This window comes from Streptosporangium sp. CA-135522, from assembly GCF_050949235.1.
GTDB lineage: Bacteria > Actinomycetota > Actinomycetes > Streptosporangiales > Streptosporangiaceae > Streptosporangium.
Genome location: NZ_CP192026.1, coordinates 266,561 through 285,616, shown reverse-complemented (window position 1 = coordinate 285,616; position 19,056 = coordinate 266,561). Strand labels below are relative to the sequence as shown.

The window sequence follows — 19,056 nt, the reverse complement described above, 5'->3', positions numbered from 1 at the left end:
GTTGCCGTTACTGTGGACGTACGGCTCTAGCCACAAGCGGTGTTCGGTTGCACGCGCCGCCTCGTACCGGTCGGTGGGCAGCAGCGGCACCACGCGTTCCACCTCAACGAGAGTCTCAACGGGCTGGCACACGTGGTCTTTGGCCGGCGTCTCGATGGATGGTTGTCGGGTGTTCCGGACGATCCACATGAGCAGTTCGTACGCGCCCGCGAAGGCCAGCGGTGCCAGAACGCTGACCAGGCGCGACCCCAGTCCGCCGGACCAGCCGTGCGCCACGTTCGCCGCCAGCGTCACCGCCCCGCCCGCCTTGCTGCTCCTGCCCCAGGCGCAGCGGAAACCGCCTGTTGAAGATCTCGAACTGGCGGCTGCTGGGGTTCGCCGGCATAAGCGTGTGCCGCGCTGTTAAACCCGATTCTATCGAGTTGAGTCCGGGAGTCGCCGCCTTGCGCGCTCATTCCGGGCATGAGACGTCCAACCATGGGCATCGACCCTGCTCAGGGGATAGGCGAACAGTTCAAGTCCCCCTGCATGCTCCACGCCAAGAAGGTCGACAAGCTCGCCGAAGCGACGCAAATCCTGAAACCACTTGCCTGCGGTGACATTGCGGTGTGATCTGGTGACGTGCAGCGATGGGACAGGTTAAATGATCGTCAGTTGACGGTGTTGCAGCGGATCGGGAAGAGCCAGGAGCCGGTCAGCGCAAAGATGCCGGAGCTGGCTAGAACGGTGTACGCGCTTCGTGACCGCGGCTTGGTCACCACGCCGCGAAAGGACGGATTCTGGCAGGCCGAGATCACTGAGGCTGGCCGCTTCTATCTGGAGCATGACCATCACCCGGACCGGCCAACTCCAGGCATAGTGAGCAGTGCCATCGTTGCCCGTACACCAGGCGCCTCCAGAACACGCGACGCCGGTCAAAGCCCCCTCGGCCTGGCCAAGGAGTTGATCGAACGCCTACAACACAATGGGGGAACCCTCGAGATCCAGAACCCTGACCAGGAGACACGCGCGTCCTACCGGCGGGCGATGCACGCGGCCAAACAACACAACCTGGTACCCGCAGGTTTCCATCTACGGCACACCGGCCGAAATGGCGGCGATCTGATCATCCGGCTCTTCGACGATGCGCATCCGGACGAGACGGACTGGAACCGCATCCGCCTCAGTGCACGCGACAAGGTCACCGATGCCGACGCGCTGGTCAAGCTGCTTCGGGATCATCCCGAGGTACTGGCCGTCTCCGAAGCACTCATGCCCCGGGCCATCGACCTGGTCAAGTCCCTTGCAGAAGAAGCCCGCCGACGCGGCCACAAACTTGCGATGTCCAAGAAACGCAAAGCTCGCGGACTGTACATACAGGCCGGTACGGGGCAGTACCCGGTTGCCGTCAAAGAGGAACAGGACCAGGTGGTCCGCGAGCCAGATCCCGAGGAAAAACGCCGAAGACCTTATGCCTGGCAGCGAGTCCCCGTGCAATACGAATCCGTACCAACGGGACGCCTTCGCCTGGAGTTACCCCAGTCGCCACATAGCCGACGCGACCAGTGGACGGATAGTTCGCGCTCGCTGGTGGAAAGCAAAGTACGCGAGGTCGTCAAGGAGATCGAGCATCGCGCCGGGGCGGCGGAAAAGGCTGCCCTCGCTCGGAGACAGGAATACGAGGAGTGGCTCGCCGAACAAGAACGAGAAGAAGCCGCGAAGCGGGCGCGCTGGGAGGCCGCGATGGTGCAGGCCCGGAGCCGCGCAGTTGATGACTACCGCAACACGACATTCGCCAATGCCTTGGATGCCTGGGGGGCGGCCAGCGTAATCCGCGAGTTCTGCGCCGCTCTCGACCAAGCCGCGGCTGGCTGGCAGGAGCCAGGGGAAGCCGAACTCCTGCGCTCCTGGATCGAGTGGGGACACGCGATCGCCGACCGCCTGGATCCACTCCGCGGTCCATCCCGTCTCGCCCACGCGGGCTTCGACAAGGACCCAGCCCCAGATGACCTACGCCCTTACCTCGGGGACTGGAGTCCCCATGGCCCCCAAAAGGAGTATTACCGACCTCAATCCGAACAGCGAACACAGGTCAGCGATGCCTACCGCGAAAGCTGGTCACATGGACGCCGAGGTCAGCCTCAATGGTGGCGGCGATAGCGTGACATTTGCGAGCTCTCAACTCCGACACTGCGCGCTGGACCAGCTCACCCAGACGTTCGACCTCGGCCCGTAAGGCCTTGAGCTCGTCATAACGGTCGATGACTTCCTTACCGCACCACTCATAGAGCGTGCCGACGACGGTCTCCAACCGCTCCAGTTCGCGGTCGGTCTTCTCATGTCCGTACCAGGACTCGTTCCGGCGTTGTGTCTTCAGTGCTTCTTCCTGCTTCGCCATGGCCTTCAGGATGTCTCCACCCAGAATCTGGGCCACTCGCATGGCCACCTGACGAGTCGTCGGCCACGAAGCGACATAGGTTCCGAATCTGTCCTCAAAGGCCAGCGGCTCCTTACGCAGTTCCTGAGGGTCGAGATCAAGCCACGACGCCACCCCGTCGAGATCGGCGATCTCCATCACTCCGGCATCCGCGACAGCATGCCGGAGACGAATCCTGTTCTTCGGCCGAACATGACCGAAGAGCAGCTTGGCCACCTCGAATTCCGCGCTACCTCGAACCTCACGTGAGCGTTCAATCGCCGCCGCCCACCGGCGATCGTCATCAAGGAACGCCCCGACGTCAGCCCACGGAGCGACCAGTTGACTACGCGCCACCCACTCCTGCAGCCCGGCTTCCTCGCCATCGAGGAAACGTACATGCAGATCGCCATGTTTTCGCGGCCCATCGTCCCGGACCACCTCCACCTGGTACACCCGCCCCCCGACGGCCTTCGGTTGATCCCTGAACCCCCAGACATCACCGACGTCCATAAACATTCTCACCTTTCAAATCCGGCAAATGCTACCCTTTCAAGACATTCACCCTTAGCGCTTTGGTGAATCAGCCCGGTAGCGCACCCTCGGATGAATGTAGCGACTACCTGCCGGCCACCTCGGAAAACACCATCTACCTGGCTATGGGCTTCACCCTGCTCCATCGGCTCACCCGAGCACCAACCTAACGACTTTTCAGACACCCTCTAGCGAGAAGGCCGATGCCTGCAAGCAGATCGACGCGGAACACCTTGATGATCGAGTTCTCCTTGTCACCCCCATAAGTCGACAAAAGCGCCACGCAGGGGCCAAACACGCCTGTTCTTAATAATTAAGGACAGTTCGCCTACTAGCCTAAGAGTGGCCGAAATGAGTTCTTGGTGATGCACCTGCTTTTGTCAGTGGTACAGGCTAAGGTGCCGCGCATGACGCAGGAGACATCTTCGGACGCAGGGACAGCAATGACCGCTGGCCCGCTTCCATGGCCTTCAGAGTGGGATGCGGTAGTCGTTGGCATGATCGCCAGCGGATTGGTCACGTTGTCGCGAGGGCTGGAACGGCGAGGGGCGTTCCCAGTGCCCTACCCCGTGGCCTTACAGCGCGGGCTAGATCGATTGAGCGCCATGGCGATGGCGGTTGGCGCCGAAACCCCGCGCAGCGTAATGGACTTAGCGGAATGGTCACATCGCCCCTTTTTCCAGTGGCCATTTCATCCGTCCGTAGAAGGCATGAACGGCGACGAGGCGCTGCTCGTAAACGGCAAGCCGAGCAAGGCATGCCTCGAGTGGGCAGTGATCAGTGGCGATGTTGAAGGGGAAATCCGGGAACGCATGCTCATCCACGGCGTCCTGGACGTGTGCAAGGCACAGAACAACCCAGACGCCTATGTATGGTTCCGGAGATTGCTCGTTGAGCGGCCAGCAATGTCCGAACGTGATCTAGTGGTGACGATGGCGAAGCCTGAGTTTGCTTTGGTCGCCCAGCAGCTTCGTGTCGCCTATCGCCCGGCTCCAGCCGAAGCGCTGATCGACGGTGAAGCTTTGGTGTGTGGCGGCTGCGGACACCTTTGGACGGTAGACGACTACGGCATCCGGCGCTGCCACGAATGGGACTGTCCAGCTCCATCAACGATCAAAACTCGACTGCCGAGGTCAGAAGGCGTCGTCTGGTTGAGCCGAGAGCTTCGGACTTTCATTTCCGGTCCTGGCCGATCTGAGCTCCGGATCGCCGACGCGTTGACGCGTGCGGGGCTGACAGTGCAGTTGTGGCCTGACTTCGATGCCTGTGACGTGCTCCCCGCAGAGGTGCCGTGGGCGGCGGACGTGAAGTCGTGGACCAATCCGGTCCGCTTGGCTTGGCGCCTTACCGAACGCCCCTTCGTCGTTCCGCAGAACGCCGACCGCGGTTTCATCGTGATCGCAAAGGAACAGACCATCGGCCGCGCGGAGTATCTGCGAACGTTGCGCAACCACTGCACCTGGCTGAAGAGCCAGTCTCGTGTCGAGGTGGTAAGCGAAAAGACCTACATCGACCGCGTGATCCGGGAAGCTCGGAGGCGAAACTGTGAGGGATAGTAGGGCGTGGAAAGCCGATCTCGGAAGGACGCTGGACCGGGAATGGGACGAGCCCGAGGTCTCACGAAACGCAGCGCGACTGGTCGATATTGAACTTGTACTGTACCTGGCTGAGCGTGTCGCCCCTCAGCATTCCATCGCGGACGCGTGGGCGCTGCTGGGCGGCTATCCATTTCTGCTAGCCAGTCAAGAATCGGCGCCTGCCGAACACAACCTGATGATCGGAGTCGCACGGCACCTCGTCTTGTGGTTCAAAGACCGTGATGACTGGCTTACTGGGCTGGAGAGCTATAGGGATTTCCCCGAGACACTCCGCGGGTACGAGTTGGACAAGTCGCTGAAGACTGCCCAGCGCCGGACCCCTTCGGTCCTTCCAGATCGCTTTGACTACTACGACGAGGTGCTCAGCCGCCCCCCGGCAGACGCAACCGGCACCAGCACAGTGGCTGAGCCCGGACGGTACTTCAACCAAGCACGAGCCGGAACCAGCGTCACGATCCCAGACTGGTTCCCAACACAGCCCGCCGTTCGCGGACACGACGTAATACCGCGCACCGACCGTGAACCGATCGAGATCGTATGGACTGATCTCAAGGATGCCGCACGGTGGGGCGACACCCAGGAGGAACTAAACGGCTGGCCACAAGAATCGCGTTCGAACTGGGCCGAGCGCCTCGAACGAGTAACCCTTGAAATCCGGCAGGCCGACAACACATTTGCTGAATCCAAGATCCTCACCATTGTCGGCATCATTCACATGATCGGCATGGTCGGCGCCGGCAAAAGCACTCTTGTCGAAGTCCTCATCCTGTGGTGCCACCTGCGCGGCAAGCGCGTCTGCGTGCTCGCCGACAACGTCACCTCGGTGCTCCGCAAGACGGTGCATCTACAAGCTCTCGGTGTGCGTGCAGCACCTGTGTTGGGGCAATCAAACCGTGTACAGCACCTGACACGACTGCACCGGCTGACCAACCCCCGCGACGGCCGTATCTCTCCGGCCACGAATCGCATGTTCGATCTGACCAGCACGGCGTGTTCCTTGGAGGGGCTGCGAGACCATTCGCCGGAGCCGTGGGAGATCCGGCACGCACCATGTCAAGGGCTTCTGCCCGAAGAAAGCACTGACGGCGCTCAAAGGCCGAGATCTTGCCCAGCGTGGCACGGTTGTCAGCGCCATCGGCCCTCCCGCGATCTTGTCGATGCACAGGTGTGGGTCGCCACGACCGCCAGCCTGATCCACACACCCGTGCCACGGCAGCTGAACGACGAGCACCTTCGCTACCTCGAATTGGCCTGGCGCCGTAGCGACTTAATCATCGTCGACGAGGCCGACCAGGTCCAAGCCCAACTGGACTCCGTGTTCAGCCCTGAGCAACAACTTATCGGTGAGGACTACGACGCCTGGCTGGACGAGGTAATCGACCGCACCAAGAAGACCATCCGCCAGGCGGGCCGTGAGCCTATGCATGAGCTACTGGTCCGGCAGTGGCTGGTCAACTTGGACAATGCCAACATCGCCGTCGACATCCTTTACTCGGCGTTGTCCCGCGATAGCGTCCGGCCTCAGCCTGCGCTGTCTCGGCGGTGGCTGGACAAGGCCTATTTCACCGAGTGGACCCTGTCCCAGCAACTCTCCCAGTCCTGGGCTGGATTTGGTCCAGTTCAAAGCAACAGCCACCGCCCGGTGGAGGGTTGGCAGGATAGCCCGGTTTACCTGCGGCTTCGTCGAGCGTTCGACAAGGTGATCGACGATCCCTTGGGGGCCGCGACCTCAGATGATCCCCTGACTCAGAAGATGGTCATCCTTACCGCTCAGATTCTCCGTGACGCAAACGAATCCATTCGACTGCGTCGCGTGATGGATTGGCTAGAGAGTATGGCCAAAGAACTCCACGAGCAGGGCCTGAGCATCAGCATAGATAACCTCGAACGCCAAGCTGTTCGCCTGGAATTCACGCTTGCCGTAGCCGTGCTAGCTAAGTCGCTCGACCACGCAATGGATATGTTCCGGGCCATCGAGATTGAGCTCGGCTTGGAAGGAACCAGCTCCGCCCTGTTTCACCGTGCGCCTCGTGATTATCAACCAGTTGTCCCAGACTCTCCCATGGGCAATGTCCTCGGATTTCAATACCTCGGCGACGACGTCGATCGCCGCCAAGGACGCGCCAAGATGGGGCGGCTGCGATTTTTTCGTTGCAGTGGAATTGGACGATGGGTTCTGCTGCACCTGCATGATCTGTTCTCCACCGACTCCGATCGTGGCCCAAACGTGCTACTACTCTCAGGCACAAGCTGGGCAGGTACATCTGCCCGCTACCACATCGATATTCCGGTTACCGCGATCCTGACGCCGCCAACTAAGGAGCTGGACGCCGTACGTGGCAGCCGCTTCGAGTTCTTTCCACTATTCGCAGGCGATCACAGTGCGCCTATAAAAGTCTCCGGTAAGTTCGGCGAGGCGCGCGAAATCGCACTGCGACAAATGGTTGCGGAACTCGCCAATCCGGGTGCCGGGAAGAGCATTCTCGAGCAGCACAGAGATTCCCTACCTCCCAACCGGCAGCGGTTGCTGCTCTTGGTGGGCAGCTACGCCGAGGCTCGTCTTGTCGCCCAGCACCTGGTGACCCTCCGCAAAAGCTGGCAAGATTCCGTCCTTCACCTAGTCGCCGACGACGAAGAGTTCACCGAATCCTGGGATGGCATTAACAGCTTGCGCCGCAGCGAAGTACACACCCTCGCGCGCACGTCAGCATGGATCCTGATCGCCCCGTTGCTGGCAGTCGAACGAGGGCACAACATCCTCAACGACGACAGCCAAGCTGCGATCGGTGCGGCCTACTTCTTGGTGCGTCCGCATCCCAGGCCCGACGACCTGAGCTACGTCATCCAACGGGCCAACCGCTGGGCCACTCATCAGATCCATAACCGCTTTCCCGCTGTCGAAGAGCCCGACCGATCAGCATTGGGAAGGTGCGCCAGCGCGTTCCGCTCTGCCGGTCACCGTCAGTGGCGATGGTTGCTCAGCCTCAAACTCGCCTACAGCAGCCTCCCCGTGCGAGAGCGCGAAGCACTGGCGTGGACGCAACTGGTGACCATCTGGCAAGTGATCGGTCGACTAGTCCGCGGCGGCGTGCCGGCCGAGGTGTACTTCTGCGATGCCGCCTTTGCGCCAGGTGCCGCTAGGCGCTCAGAAAACAGTACCGATGATGGCTCACTAAGCCTGCTCGTCGGGCTCCGTGATGTTCTTTCCCCTTACTTCGAGCCCGGCAGCACCGACCCAGACACCTACCTCGTCGAAGTGCTCTACGGTTGCTTGTACGAGGCCCTGGCCCAGCTTGAAGGACTGTGATCAATGGCTCCCAGGTATCCACACCTCCAGCTCGCTGCATTCCGGCTGCGAACCGACACGCCGTGGCAGCGCCGCATGTATCTTCTGCGCTTTCCTGAGACCTGGAAGAAGCCCCTCACTACGTTGTCCAGGCAGCGCAGGGACGGGAAAGAAATCCGCTCAGTTCCCATCCGGCTGCTCAATGACGTCATTGCCGCGCTGGTGCCCGATGTCATCACAGTCGCAAAAAGCGCCACCATCGGTGAGCACTCACCCTGGATCTACAGCGACATCGAAGTCAACACAGAGTCTCTGTTCGCCATCATCGCAACCTGGGTGCGGGCCAGCTCTTCTGATGCGGCGAAGGTTAGGGCGATCCTCGACAAGATCAACCATTCCGATCTCTCCTGGGAACCGCTGGACATTGACTTCTCCACGCTCACCTGGGAAACCGGAGACGATGAAGTTCGCTTTGACCAGATCCACCGGCTGCTCCCGCATGTTCTAGCAGCGGATCTGAGCGCACCGAATATCAGCCATCAACACCTGCAGCCCAAGAACCCCAAAGCGGATCCTCACGTTGATGAGGTCCCGGAAGTTGTTCAGGCGGTCTCCGAGTTCCGGCGCTGTCCGTCACCGTTAGGTGCCAGCGTGATGAATTGGCCACCACACCACATGCCGAGCCGGCCGATGTCCTTCCTCATCAATATCACCGCGCAGAGTCGACCGTTCGGGAACGAACCCGTGGTTCACCTGTCCATAGGAACACGCCGGTGGGCACACAAGGACGCCAAACTCAGCTTCAATCGCGGCCATAGTGTCTACCTCCTGCCCGCTCTGCCATGGCTCCCCGGTCTCGTCCACTCCCGGAGTTTCCTCACCGCTGCCATCGAGCCATGGAGGAAGCCAGCGCCCGACACCGACGAGGGATTCGAGTACTCAGCCCGATGGTCTGGCGGCAACATCGGAAGGATCCTCCGCGAACTCGGACTCGATGACCGACTAGCCGACCCTGAACAGCTTAAGAAGGCGCCGGCCGACTTCCTGTCAGCCACAGATGCGGCAGCGTTGGTCTACCGAAACGGCATGTACTCCTTTGAACATCCCGTAGCGCCCGGCGCATCGTTGGCAGACAAAGTACCGCTGGTCAACTGGGTAACCCGCACCCTTTCAGATCACCTGACCCCGGTCGAGCCTCTCCCGAAGGGCAACACCGTCATCCTCGATGCCAAGGCCTTTAAGGCGGCCAAGTACAGTGCGGCATCCGACGCGCAGCTTAGAGCTGCGATTGCGGATACCGTGGGCAGGACCATCGGTATTGATATTTTCTACGACACCCAGCACACCAAGAACGACGCGCGCACATCCCTTTCGAATCTGCTCGGAATTGAGCTACCTGAGGAAACCAACCATCTTACAGGTAAACCCGAAACGATCAACACAGACGAACTGACTGTTCTCGCCACCGTTCGCCCAGTAGGTTCGTGGGGCGGCGCACTTGTCGGCGACGAGAGCATTACTGGTAACAAGGAGCGGATGCAAGCCGCAGTGAGCAGTCGCATCGATACGATCGAAACCTCACTCGGCGGCTCTGAGGTTCCCACCATCTCTCTAGTCGAGATCAAGGGCAAGAAGGCCTACTCGGGTAAGCAACGTGCAGCCGACCCTAAGTTCGCGATCAAAGTCGGCCTGTCTCGTACGGGTCGCCTAGCTCAATGCGTGACCGCGACACAAGGGCCGGACCCCCTTGAGGATGAACAAGGTACATCGGGCTCCGGTAGCGACCTAGAGAAGATGGCCAATAGCTGGTATGACTTGCTGCGGCAGCTCGGCGTCCGCAGCTCTGACTTTCCAGTGCGACTCGACAGAACCAAAATCAACGAGGCGCCAGCCTATTTGGCTTTCTGGCTTATACGTCAGAATCAGAATGGCTGGGAGGGAATCACGCGCCAGATTCCCGTCGCCGTCCTGATAGATCCGACCGGGCGAAAAATCCAAGCCTGCGCCCCCATGGTCACATGGACGCCGTTGCATCGAGCCCAGCATGAAATCAGCCGACACCACATGCTGACTGATCAGAAGCGAACTCCTGAGGAAATCACCCGCTTCTTTGAACGGGTCCTGCGAAGTGTCGCCCGCCAGTACCCATCTCTACTGCTGTTGACGTGCGCTCAAAACCTGCGATGGGGCTGGCCGCACCTCACAAACCCAGACATGGGAATGGATAAGCTCAAGTTCGGACAGAATCCTCAAGACATCACTCGCTATCCCGGCCTACGGCACGTTCGCGTGCGGACCACCGATCGAGACGAAGTGCCCGATTCCTATGCCGTCAATAGCAAAGAAGCCGGTCACGCCCCCTCCTATTGGATCGCCGACGATCGCACATTCTTTAGCACCGGCGAAAAGCCCGTCAGTGCAGTCAGGGCAGTCAAGACCGCTTCAAAGGTTGTCGGACGATGGAAGAAAGAGGAACTGCTCAACCATCACACCAGAGCTATGGTCTGGAACTCCCGCGCGCTCGAATACACCGTCGCTGCTATACAGCCCGGAGATGCGGCCGAGGATTGGGCAGCTCTAGCACACGACCTGCGCTGGGCAACTCCTCACTACGGATATTCGGTATCACTCCCTTGGCCACTGATGGTCGCCAAACAGCTCGCTCAATATGTCATGCCTGTGGAGCTCTCAGAAGATGCTGAGGACGAGGAAACTCCACCAGAGGTCGATGTCGACATGTAGCAATGGCGCCGGACGTCGAGCGAGTTCCCCTGCCGATCTCCTCGGCCACACTTGGCCGAGACCCTGTACACCATATGCCTCAGGTACTGTTGGGCTCGCAGACAGGAGAATTTCGCTATGAACGCTCCACCTGAAATCCGGACATGTGGGCGCCCAACTCGATCTGGCGCTCCATGCAAGGCACGGATCTATGGATCCGATCTCGCATGCGGTATTCACCTCAAACCCCACGAGCGCGAACTAGCCGAGGCTTACAAGCGAGGCTGGAACGACGGCTATAAGCGAGCTTCCGAATCGGCTCAGAAAGTTTCGTCAAGTCAGGTTGAGTGGCTCAAGCGTCGCATCGAGGAATTAGAGCAGCTCCTGGACGAGGCGACCCGTGTCTACGAAATCGGCGGTGACCAACTCGTCGAGGTGGGCCGTTACGCCTACCGATGGGCAGGGCAGCCCAAACTGGAAGTAGGGGAGCGGGTACTGCTGCCCCAGAACTGGGTGAGTAAAATGACCGACGGGCCGGGGCCAACTCTCGGAACCGTCACCAGGCTCGGGAGCACCTACCAAGGGGAACATGCTCGCATCGTCCGTCGAGCGCCAACCGAGCCCGCTGAGCAGAACCAGGGCGACAATCAAACACAAAGGGGCACGGCAGTATGACCCTGTACGCCATCGACCAGTCCCGGAACGTGCTCATCGCCACCTGGAGCGTCGGCTCGGCGACACGGCCATCACCGTGGCAGAACTGCCTCCTGATGTCCAGACAGACCATACCCTGCGCCTAGCAGAAGCCCTGTCAGGGCTCTCACGTACTTGCTGGCGTTTTAATCCGTAGGTTCAGGATTCGAATCCCTAGCGCCCCACCACCTCACATACCAGATTGCTTTTGTCCAAAGCTGAACTGCTACCTAGCGTCACCTCCTCCATTGAGGAGGAGGATCTGCAGCTTGTCGGTGACGTATCCACACGAATGATTGCCGTTGCTTCAGAGGTACGAATCCTCTAGTCGCAAGCGGAGTTCGGCTGCACGCACCCATGCTTCGCGGAACCCAAACTGGTCTTGGTGTCAATCCTGGGCCGCGATAAATGATTTATCGCGGCCCAGAAACTTGATCGTTGCAGAATGGGAGACCGCCCGATGATCGAACTGGGCGATTGGAGGACGACCCGACCACCCCGTTAGCGATGTCCTTTACTATGCACCACAGGCCTCGCTCGTGCCGGTCGAACGGAGGCCTCCCGGCGGCGGCACGACGCTCTCTGAATCGGCCACCTCGACGATGGCGTGGGCCCGCTCCTTCTCCACCTCGGCGATGATCTCCTCGGCCTCACGCTGTTCCAGTCCCCACCGACTCATCAGCGGGCGTCGGCCGACCCGCTGATTGCCCTCATTGAGGCTCTCGATATAGGTGAGCCGCGCCGCCTCGTACCGGTCGGTGGGCAGCACCGGCATCACGCGTTCCACCTCGACGAGAGTCTGGGCGGGCTGGCACACGTGGTCTTTGGCCGGCGTCTCGATGGACGGTTGCCGGGTGTTCCGGACGATCCACATGAGCAGTTCGTACGCGCCCGCGAAGGCCAGCGGTGCCAGAGCGCTGACCAGGCGCGACCCAAGTCCGCCGGACCAGCCGTGCGCCACGTTCGCCGCCAGCGTCACCGCCCCGCCCAATGCAAGCGCCACCCACGCCAGCACCGGCACACGTAGCCGACGACGCGAGCAATAGACCATCACCAGCGACGCCATGACGATCACACCGTCAGACATCGCCGGATACAGAATGGCCATGTCGTGCCGCTCACCCAGAGCGATCGCCAGACCATAGAAGTGGTGATACGAGACGTAGGCAGCCGCACCGGCGACCGCCAGCAGCACAGCCACCGCAAAGCCCAGAATGATCCGGTCCCCGTACTGATCGCGCTGAGTGCACTCGACCCAAGCCCCTTCGACCGGAACCACCTCCCCGGCAATTTCTGGTGTCGAGGGGTGGCGTACGGCCTGGCTTCCGGGCTGATCAGGTTGCTGGGATGCAGGTAGGGGTTCGGTGCTGCGATCACCGAGCTCTTGCCCCCTTACCACCGCTGCCCTGAGCGCAGTTGAGACCGCCTGTTGAGGATCTTGAACTGGCGGTTGCTGGGCTTCCCCGGCATGGGCGTGTGCTGCGAGGTAGGACCCAATCTCGTTGAGGTGGGTGTGGGCACCGCCCCCTCTCCGCGCGCCTATTCCGGACATGAGAGGTCCAGCCACGGAGCGTCGGTGCTGCTCAGGAGATGGGCGAACGGTTCAAGTCCCCCCTCGGACACATATCTTTTGCAAATGGTGGAGGTCAGGCGACAGCCGGGCCTCCACTGGTTGTTTCCGGGCCGGTAGGTCGGCGCCGGTCGGTCTGCGCACAGGCCTCGGGTTCCATGGGTTCTCGGGCTCCGTGGGTCCTCGGGCTTCATGGGTCAGGGGCGGCGGGTGCCGGCGAGCAGTCGTTCGCAGGCGTCGAGCAGGCGTTGCCGTTGCGGTCGTGCCCGCTCGGCGAACCCTCGCTGCTCGGCGGCGTACTCGGCCCGTCCCTCGGGCGTCTCGATCCGGATCGCCCGGTGGCCGAGCGAGCTCAGGTCGTACGGGCTGGCCCGCATGTCCACGGCGCGGATGTCACGGGCCAGCATGAAGCAGTCGGCGACCAGCTCACCGCTGACCAGCGGCGAGAGTTTGTACGCCCACTTGTACAGGTCCATGTTGGCGTGCAGGCAGCCCGGCTGCTCCAGTTCCTGCTGTCGCTGCCGTGTCGGCTGCAGCGCGTTGAGCGGACGCGCCTCGGGGGTGAAGAAGCGGAACGCGTCGAAATGGCCGCATCGTACGCCGCGCTGCTCCACGACCTCCGCGATCTCCTCTCCGCTGAGCCGCAGCGGCCAGGCGCCGTGCCGTACTTCCACGGTCTTGTAGACCATCGCCCACTCGTGCAGGCCGAAGCAGCCCAGATACGCCGGCCGTGACGCGGTGGCGGCCAGCAGCCGCGCGATCCACTCGACGGTGGATCCGCGCTTGTCCATCAGCGCCGCGGTGTTGAGTGTGGCTCCCTCGGGGGTGTCGAGGTAGTCGCGGCCGAAGTCGTGTGCCCCCTTCAGGACCACCCCGGCGCCCGGATGCCACTGCCGCAGCCGCGCCGGCCGGTGCCCGTAGTAGGTGAACAGGAAATCCTCGACGGGATGGGCCTCGCCCCGCGCCTTGCGCGCCAGGTGCGGGGCCGCCCACGCCTCGACCCGTCGCCGGTGGGCCTCCGCCCGGGCCTGCCACTCCTCCGGCTCCAGAACCTCCATCGCTGAATGGTATGCGCGGGCCGGTGGTGCCCGGCAGGCGGCTCGGACGCCCGCGCCCGAGAGGGCACCGGGACCGGCGCTTCAGGACCCTCCCCGCCCACTCGCCGTGGGTGGCCGTTGGGCGTCTCGGCCGGCAAGGCTTCTCGCTCTGACGACCGTTCCCGAGGTGCCCACTCGCGATCTTCGAATGGCGTCCGGGCAATAGTCGATCATCGGCTCGAATGAAACCCTCGCTACCGGTCCTGCCGGACGGACCTCGTGTTCACCGGTCGGCGGCGGGACGCGGTGTCGCCCGTGCGTGGTGGCCGACCAGCCGCTCCAGAAATCCGATCAGCTGCTCACGCTCCGGTTCGGTCAGCGGGGCGAGCAGGTCGTCCTGGAAGGACGCCAGGAGGGTGTCGAGCCGGCTCAGGTGGTCGCGGCCCTGCGGCGTCATGGTGATGACGTTGCGGCGGCGGTCGGCCGGATCCGGCGCGCGCTGGACCATGCCGCGATCGGCGAGCTCGTTGATGACGGCGACCAGGTCGCTGCGGTAGATGCCGGTGCGGCGGCTCAACGTCGACTGGCTGGCCGGGCCGGACTCCTGCAGGGCGACGAGGACGGCGTAGTGCCATTTGCGCGCGTCCACACCGGCCAGCCCGGTGCTCACCAGCCGGTCGGCCTGCGCCGCCGCCACGGACAGCAGCCGGCTCGGCAGCTTCCGCAACCGGACGGGTGTGGCCTGGTCATCGCCGAGATGCGTCATGCCGGTGGCTTCGGTGCTCATGTCGTCGATTCTAGTCACTTGCGTTAGTCCACCTAACGATATAAATTCATTCGTGGCACAAACATTAGAAGCACTAACAGATTGTTCAGGTGATCCTGATGCCCATCGTCGACGTGCTCGATTCGACCATCTACTACGAGGAGACCGGCCACGGCGCCCCGCTCGTCTTCCTCCACGGCAACCCGGCCTCCTCGCATCTGTGGCGCGATGTGCTGCCCGGGATCGGCGAGCCCGGCCGCGTGCTGGCCCCCGACCTGATCGGCATGGGCCGTTCCGGCAAGCCCGACATCGGCTACCGGTTCGCCGATCACGCCCGCTACCTCGATGCCTGGTTCGACGCGCTCGGCCTGGACCAGGTCGTGCTCATCGGCCATGACTGGGGCGGGGCCCTGGCCTTCGACTGGGCGGCCCGCCACCCGGGCAGGGTCCGCGGTGTGGCCTTCCTGGAGACCATCGTCCGGCCGATGGCCTGGGACGAGCTGGGCGAGGGCCCGCGTTCCCGCGCCGAGATGATCCGGTCCCCGCAGGGCGAGTCGCTGGTGCTCGATCGCAACTTCCTGGTGGAGACCGCCTTCACCGGAGGCGTGCGGACGCCCCTGAGCGAGGAGGAGATGGCGCCGTACCTGGCGCCGTATCCCACCCGTGACAGCCGCCGCCCGCTGCTGGAGTGGGCACGCTCGCTGCCGCTCGATGGCGAACCCGCCGACGTTGCCGAACGCGTCGCCCGCTACGGCGACTGGCTCGCACACAGCGACGACGTCCCCAAGCTGCTGCTCACCTTCGACTCCTCGCCGACCCTGCTCATCACGCCGGACGTGGCCGACTGGTGCGCGGCGAACATCGCCGGTCTGGAGATCGAGCACTGCGGTCCGGCCGGTCATCACGCGCCGGAAGACCAGCCCGAGGCCATCACCTCGGCGATCACCAAGTGGGTGGCCCGGAACGAGCTCCGATAGATCCGGCCGGCCCACCGGCCCGAGTCTGTCCGACGAGAACCGCTTCGCCGTCCAGGTGAACGCCGCACCCCCCTGTAGCCGTCCAGGTGAACGCCGCGCCACACCTGTAGCGGTGAGCCGCTCCATGCCTTCGCATCTCGTGCCGGACCCGGCTCACCCCACACGCCCGTGGGAGTGAGCCGCCGTTCGTGTCCTTCAAACGCGCAAAGTGGGGCGAAAAGTGATCTTCGTTACCTATGATGATCGCGTTTCATCGAGATGACATGTCGTGACATGTCGCAACTGGAGGACGTCATGCGACCTCGCTTAGGCGCGATGGCGCTGTTAGTAGCAACCCTGACAGCCGTTACCGACCTGGTGGCCGTGAATCCCGCAGCCGCGACCGCCCTTGCCGACCAGACGGTGACCGTCGAAGCGGCCGAAGACACCTATGTCAGTCAGGCCGGCCCCACCAAGCCGCACGGCAGCCACACCTGGCTCTCGGCCAACGCGGCCACGTCCGATGGCGCGACCAACACCGAGCGCCGCTCCTATATCCGTTTCACCCTCAAGGACCTGCCCGACGACGCCTCCAACGTCAAGCTGACGCTGGAGCTGCAGTCGGCCAGGACGACCGACACCGTCCTCGAGGTGCGTCCGGTCACCGGAACATGGTCCGAATCCACCATGAACTGGAACAACCAGCCGACCACCGGCGCGGTGCTGGCCACCACCAAGGGCCTGGTCAGCGGGCAGACGGCCAAGCTGGATGTCTCTTCCGCCTTCACCGGTAACGGCGACTATTCCTTCGCCGTCACCTCTCCCTCGAACGTCCAGAGCGTGCTGCACTCCTCGCAGGCCACCAGCGGCGAGGGGCCCAAGCTCACGGTGGCGTACGGCAAGGCGGTCCCGACGGTCCCGCCGGTCTCGGCCGGCCCGCTGCCGTTCGACCTGCCGTCGACCTCGGCACTGCGCGCGTCCTCCCACAAGGTGTTCGCGCACTACTTCACGCCGTACCCGGTCTCGCTGAACAACAGGGCCGGGGGCGACGACTACTACGCCAAGAACTACCTGAACCCCATCGGCGAGAGCGGCAAGCACGCGGCGTACGGCGGTCTGCTGCGTGACCGTCCCTTCCCCCGGGACGTGCTGTCCGGCGACTGGCAGCTGGCCGACATGAAGAAGGAGGTGCAGATCGCGGCCAAGGCCGGGCTGGACGGCTTCACCGTGGACGTGCTCTCCCTCACCAGCGCCCACTGGGACCGGCTCAAGACCTTGATCAAGGCCGCCGAGTCGGTCGACCCCGGATTCAAGATCGTGCTGATGCCGGACATGACCGCGCTGAACACCGACGCCGGCACGCTCGCCTCGGCCATGGCCGGTCTGGCCGCGTCCAAGTCGGTCTACCGTCTGGGCGACAACCGTCTGGTGATCTCTCCGTTCAAGGCCGAGCAGCAGAGCGCCGCCTGGTGGAAGAACTTCATGAACATCATGAAGAGCTCCCACGGCATCAACGTCGCGCTGGTCCCGGTCTTCCTGAACTTCTCGTCCAACGCCTCGGCCTTCGCGCCGATCAGCTACGGCTTCTCCAACTGGGGCAACCGCAGCCCGGCTCAGCAGAGCGGCATCGAATCCAACATCTCCAAGGCGCACGGCCTTAACAAGATCTGGATGCAGCCGGTCTCGATCCAGGACGAGCGGCCCAACCAGAGCATCTACGACGAGGCCAACAACACCGAGAACCTGCGCACGACGTGGGAGAAGTCCATCTCGGGTGACGCCGACTGGATCCAGCTCACCACGTGGAACGACTTCTCCGAGGGCACCCAGTTCGTCCCCTCGGTGCACAACGACTCGGCGTACCTGGACATCTCGTCCTACTACCTGACCTGGCTGAAGACCGGCAAGGCTCCGGCGATCGTGCGTGACACGCTCTACCTGACGCACCGCTCGCAGTTCGTCGCGGCCAGGCCGACGTCGGGTTCGCAGACCAAGTTCATGAACCCGCGCGGGGGCACCTCCACGCCCCGCGACAAGGTCGAGGTGCTGTCGTTCCTCACCAAGGCGGCCACGGTGAAGGCGACCGTGGGCGGCAAGGAGCAGAGCTACGACGCCAAGGCCGGTGTCCAGGCGCAGCTCTTCCCCTTGGCGTACGGGCTGAACAAGGCGTCCGTGGGCGCGGTGACGGTCTCGTCGCCGTGGGAGGTCAAGCGCAGCTTCTCCGTGCAGGACCTGCAGTACAACGCGGTCAGCAGCGGCCGTAAGTGAGCCTTTCGCGCCCGCCCGGGCCGGGCGGGCGCGAAACCGGGACTCGACCGGAACGGCCCACGACTCACGACCACCGGCGCGACGTCTGGGTCGCCCAGCGGCGTCATTCAGTAAGTAAGCGGCGCCCGGCGAGCAAGCGCGCCACCCGGTGAGCAAGCGGCGTCACCCGGCGAGGATGCGTAGGACGGGACGGGCCACCGCCGCCGGATCGTCGCCCAGGTCGGCGGGCAGCGCGCCACTCAGCCACAGGCTGGCGAACCCGTGTGCGAGCGACCAGGCGGCGATCCGGACGTCCCTGGCCCGCGACGCGTCGACGGGCACGGTCGCGGCGCCCCTGGCCAGCACCGTGCCGGCGCGCTCCCGCGCGGCGCTCACCTCGGGATCGTCGGCGTGATACAGCTCTGGCCTGAACATCACCTCGAAGTACCCCCGCCGTTCGACGGCGAAGCGTACATACGCCACCCCCATCTCCGTCAGGTCGTCGTCGGCCGCCGCCAGCGCGTCGGCGAACAGCGTGTAGCCCTCCGCCGCGACCGCCGTCAGCAACCCGCTCTTGTCGCCGAAGTGGTGCGCGGGCGCCGCGTGGGACACCCCGGCACGCCGCGCCAGCTCGCGCAGGCTCCACGTGGCCGCGCCCGTTTCGCCGATCGCCTCGACGGCGGCGTCGAGGACGACCCTGCGCAGATTGCCGTGATGGTAACTGATGGCACTCGCCTCCCTGGGAATAGAACTTGTCAGTGTCTAGTTTAGGTGCAACACTAACTTGCCACTGACAAGATTTGGAGTCTGACATGATCCCTCTTTTCGCCCTGATCGGCGGGTTCGCCGCCCTGCGGCTGCTGGGCGTGGCCGGAGTGGAGGCACTGGACGGCTGGCAGCCCGCGTTGCGCGGCGGACTGGCGCTGATGTTCGTGCTGACCGGTGTGTCCCACTTCGCGCCCGCACAGCTGCGCAACGACATGATCGCGATGGTGCCGCCGCAGCTTCCCCGGCCCGACCTGCTGGTCACGCTCACCGGCGTGCTCGAACTGGCGGGCGCCGCCGGACTGCTGCTGCCGCCGACCGCGTCCCTGGCGGCGGGCGCGCTCGCGTTGCTCATGCTCGCGATGTTCCCGGCCAACGTCTCGGCCGCCCGCCGTCGCCTCACCCTCAACGGGCGCCCCGTCACCCGGCTGATCCCCCGCATCCTGCTGCAGATCGTCTTCGTCGTCGCCGCCGTCGCCGTCATCTGA

13 protein-coding genes are annotated in these 19,056 nt (G+C 63.4%); 8 read left to right on the top strand and 5 right to left on the bottom strand.

Translation table 11 applies throughout. The features are described 5' to 3' along the window. Positions 1-477: 477 nt before the first annotated feature. Both ACQPYK_RS01455 and ACQPYK_RS01450 read left to right on the top strand, forming a co-directional pair. A complete protein-coding gene (locus ACQPYK_RS01455) occupies positions 478-612 on the top strand; it encodes a hypothetical protein (protein WP_433248953.1) in 135 nt (44 codons plus the stop codon). Between the two features lie 9 nt (positions 613-621). After that, positions 622-2,139 carry a hypothetical protein gene (locus ACQPYK_RS01450; protein WP_433248950.1) on the top strand — a complete coding sequence of 506 codons (1,518 nt, stop codon included), beginning with the start codon at positions 622-624 and terminating at the stop codon, positions 2,137-2,139. On the opposite strand, the gene ACQPYK_RS01445 is transcribed toward ACQPYK_RS01450, so the two are convergent. Further along, positions 2,072-2,908 (bottom strand): hypothetical protein, encoded by an 837-nt coding sequence (locus tag ACQPYK_RS01445; protein WP_433248947.1) that lies wholly within the window; start codon positions 2,906-2,908, stop codon positions 2,072-2,074. The genes ACQPYK_RS01450 and ACQPYK_RS01445 overlap by 68 nt on opposite strands. 386 nt (positions 2,909-3,294) lie before the next feature. On the opposite strand from ACQPYK_RS01445, the gene ACQPYK_RS01440 reads away from it, so the two are divergent. From ACQPYK_RS01440 to ACQPYK_RS01430, 3 genes are read left to right on the top strand one after another with little or no spacing between them, the layout of a single operon-like run. Continuing rightward, entirely contained in the window at positions 3,295-4,485 is a 1,191-nt protein-coding gene (locus ACQPYK_RS01440; protein ID WP_433258668.1) for a hypothetical protein, read from the top strand. After that, positions 4,475-7,834 (top strand): hypothetical protein, encoded by a 3,360-nt coding sequence (locus tag ACQPYK_RS01435; RefSeq protein ID WP_433248944.1) that lies wholly within the window; start codon positions 4,475-4,477, stop codon positions 7,832-7,834. The genes ACQPYK_RS01440 and ACQPYK_RS01435 overlap by 11 nt, the downstream gene beginning before the upstream one ends. 3 nt (positions 7,835-7,837) lie before the next feature. Beyond that, the gene (locus ACQPYK_RS01430) at positions 7,838-10,555 is read left to right on the top strand and encodes an RNaseH domain-containing protein (RefSeq protein WP_433248941.1); all 2,718 of its coding nucleotides are present in this window, start codon (positions 7,838-7,840) and stop codon (positions 10,553-10,555) included. 1,189 nt (positions 10,556-11,744) lie between these two features. On the opposite strand, the gene ACQPYK_RS01425 is transcribed toward ACQPYK_RS01430, so the two are convergent. The 3 genes from ACQPYK_RS01425 to ACQPYK_RS01415 form a co-directional block, all read right to left on the bottom strand. Beyond that, positions 11,745-12,506, bottom strand: a complete 762-nt coding sequence (locus ACQPYK_RS01425) for a DUF2637 domain-containing protein (protein WP_433248938.1) — start codon at positions 12,504-12,506, stop codon at positions 11,745-11,747. 488 nt (positions 12,507-12,994) lie between these two features. Continuing rightward, positions 12,995-13,855 carry a 3-methyladenine DNA glycosylase gene (locus tag ACQPYK_RS01420; protein ID WP_433248935.1) on the bottom strand — a complete coding sequence of 287 codons (861 nt, stop codon included), beginning with the start codon at positions 13,853-13,855 and terminating at the stop codon, positions 12,995-12,997. A 262-nt stretch (positions 13,856-14,117) separates the two neighbouring features. Beyond that, positions 14,118-14,621 carry a MarR family winged helix-turn-helix transcriptional regulator gene (locus tag ACQPYK_RS01415; protein ID WP_433248932.1) on the bottom strand — a complete coding sequence of 168 codons (504 nt, stop codon included), beginning with the start codon at positions 14,619-14,621 and terminating at the stop codon, positions 14,118-14,120. Between the two features lie 98 nt (positions 14,622-14,719). Here ACQPYK_RS01415 and ACQPYK_RS01410 point away from each other — a divergent pair, with 98 nt between their 5' ends. Together ACQPYK_RS01410 and ACQPYK_RS01405 are read left to right on the top strand one after the other, a co-directional pair. Continuing rightward, positions 14,720-15,577 (top strand): haloalkane dehalogenase, encoded by an 858-nt coding sequence (locus ACQPYK_RS01410; RefSeq protein ID WP_433248929.1) that lies wholly within the window; start codon positions 14,720-14,722, stop codon positions 15,575-15,577. Positions 15,578-15,871: 294 nt separating this feature from the next. Further along, complete coding sequence (locus tag ACQPYK_RS01405) at positions 15,872-17,824, top strand: endo-1,3-alpha-glucanase family glycosylhydrolase (protein WP_433248926.1); 1,953 nt, start codon at positions 15,872-15,874, stop codon at positions 17,822-17,824. Positions 17,825-17,986: 162 nt separating this feature from the next. On the opposite strand, the gene ACQPYK_RS01400 is transcribed toward ACQPYK_RS01405, so the two are convergent. Continuing rightward, positions 17,987-18,508, bottom strand: a complete 522-nt coding sequence (locus ACQPYK_RS01400) for a TetR/AcrR family transcriptional regulator (RefSeq protein ID WP_433258666.1) — start codon at positions 18,506-18,508, stop codon at positions 17,987-17,989. A gap of 107 nt (positions 18,509-18,615) precedes the next feature. On the opposite strand from ACQPYK_RS01400, the gene ACQPYK_RS01395 reads away from it, so the two are divergent. After that, positions 18,616-19,056: a DoxX family protein gene (locus ACQPYK_RS01395; RefSeq protein WP_433248923.1), complete on the top strand. Its 441-nt coding sequence runs from the start codon at positions 18,616-18,618 to the stop codon at positions 19,054-19,056.

Coding starts and splice junctions, on each gene's coding strand:
- ACQPYK_RS01420 (WP_433248935.1), bottom strand. CDS start 13,855: ATGGAGGTTCTGGAGCCGGAGGAGTGGCAGGCCCGGGCGGAGGCCCAC.
- ACQPYK_RS01440 (WP_433258668.1), top strand. CDS start 3,295: ATGCACCTGCTTTTGTCAGTGGTACAGGCTAAGGTGCCGCGCATGACG.
- ACQPYK_RS01430 (WP_433248941.1), top strand. CDS start 7,838: ATGGCTCCCAGGTATCCACACCTCCAGCTCGCTGCATTCCGGCTGCGA.
- ACQPYK_RS01405 (WP_433248926.1), top strand. CDS start 15,872: ATGCGACCTCGCTTAGGCGCGATGGCGCTGTTAGTAGCAACCCTGACA.
- ACQPYK_RS01455 (WP_433248953.1), top strand. CDS start 478: ATGGGCATCGACCCTGCTCAGGGGATAGGCGAACAGTTCAAGTCCCCC.
- ACQPYK_RS01415 (WP_433248932.1), bottom strand. CDS start 14,621: ATGAGCACCGAAGCCACCGGCATGACGCATCTCGGCGATGACCAGGCC.
- ACQPYK_RS01410 (WP_433248929.1), top strand. CDS start 14,720: ATGCCCATCGTCGACGTGCTCGATTCGACCATCTACTACGAGGAGACC.
- ACQPYK_RS01445 (WP_433248947.1), bottom strand. CDS start 2,908: ATGGACGTCGGTGATGTCTGGGGGTTCAGGGATCAACCGAAGGCCGTC.
- ACQPYK_RS01395 (WP_433248923.1), top strand. CDS start 18,616: ATGATCCCTCTTTTCGCCCTGATCGGCGGGTTCGCCGCCCTGCGGCTG.